The 614-nt window shown below is 71.8% G+C and carries 1 protein-coding gene; it reads left to right on the forward strand.

Translation table 11 applies throughout. From position 1 onward, the window contains the following. Nucleotides 1-614, forward strand: a 614-nt coding sequence (locus FNQ90_RS25990; RefSeq protein WP_228471620.1) for a condensation domain-containing protein, incomplete at both ends; no start/stop codon positions are given.

The following is a 614-nucleotide window of genomic DNA, read 5'->3' on the forward strand; positions in this document are numbered from 1 at the left end:
GCGAGGACCCCGGGGCCCCGTTCCCGCTCCTCCCTCTCCAGCAGGGGTACTTCGTGGGTCAGCAGGGCGGGTGGGAGCTGTCCTACCGATCGGCCCACCACTACGTGGACATCGGGTTGATCGATCCCGATCCCGAGGAGGCCCCCGAGGCGCTGCAGGACGCCCTGGAGCGGCTGGCCGAGCATCAGGCCGTGCTCCGGGCCCGGATCCTGCCCGACGGCCGGCAGCGGATCCTGCCCCCGGACGACCCGGAGGCGGCGCCGTCGCTGCGGGTGCAGGACCTGCGCGACCTCTCGGAGGAGGAGGCGGCGGAACGGCTCGCGGGGATCCGGCACGAGATGAGCACCGAGGGGCCCGATCCCTCCACCGGTTGCGGGCTGGACATGCGCCTGACCCTGCTGCCCGACGGCAGCGCACGGCTGCACTCCTCCACCAGTCTGCTCATCATCGACGGCTGGTCCTCGGGCGTCTTCTACCGGGACCTGTTCGCGCTGGTCTCGGATTACAACGCGGTCCTGGCCCCCCTCGACATCGACTTCGGCGACTACGTCACCGCCCTGCGCGACCTGCCGGGGACGGAGCAGTGGGAAGCCGATCGCGCGTGGTGGTGGGAG

It is taken from the genome of Streptomyces alkaliphilus, from assembly GCF_014141535.1.
Classification (GTDB): Bacteria; Actinomycetota; Actinomycetes; order Streptomycetales; family Streptomycetaceae; genus Streptomyces; species Streptomyces alkaliphilus.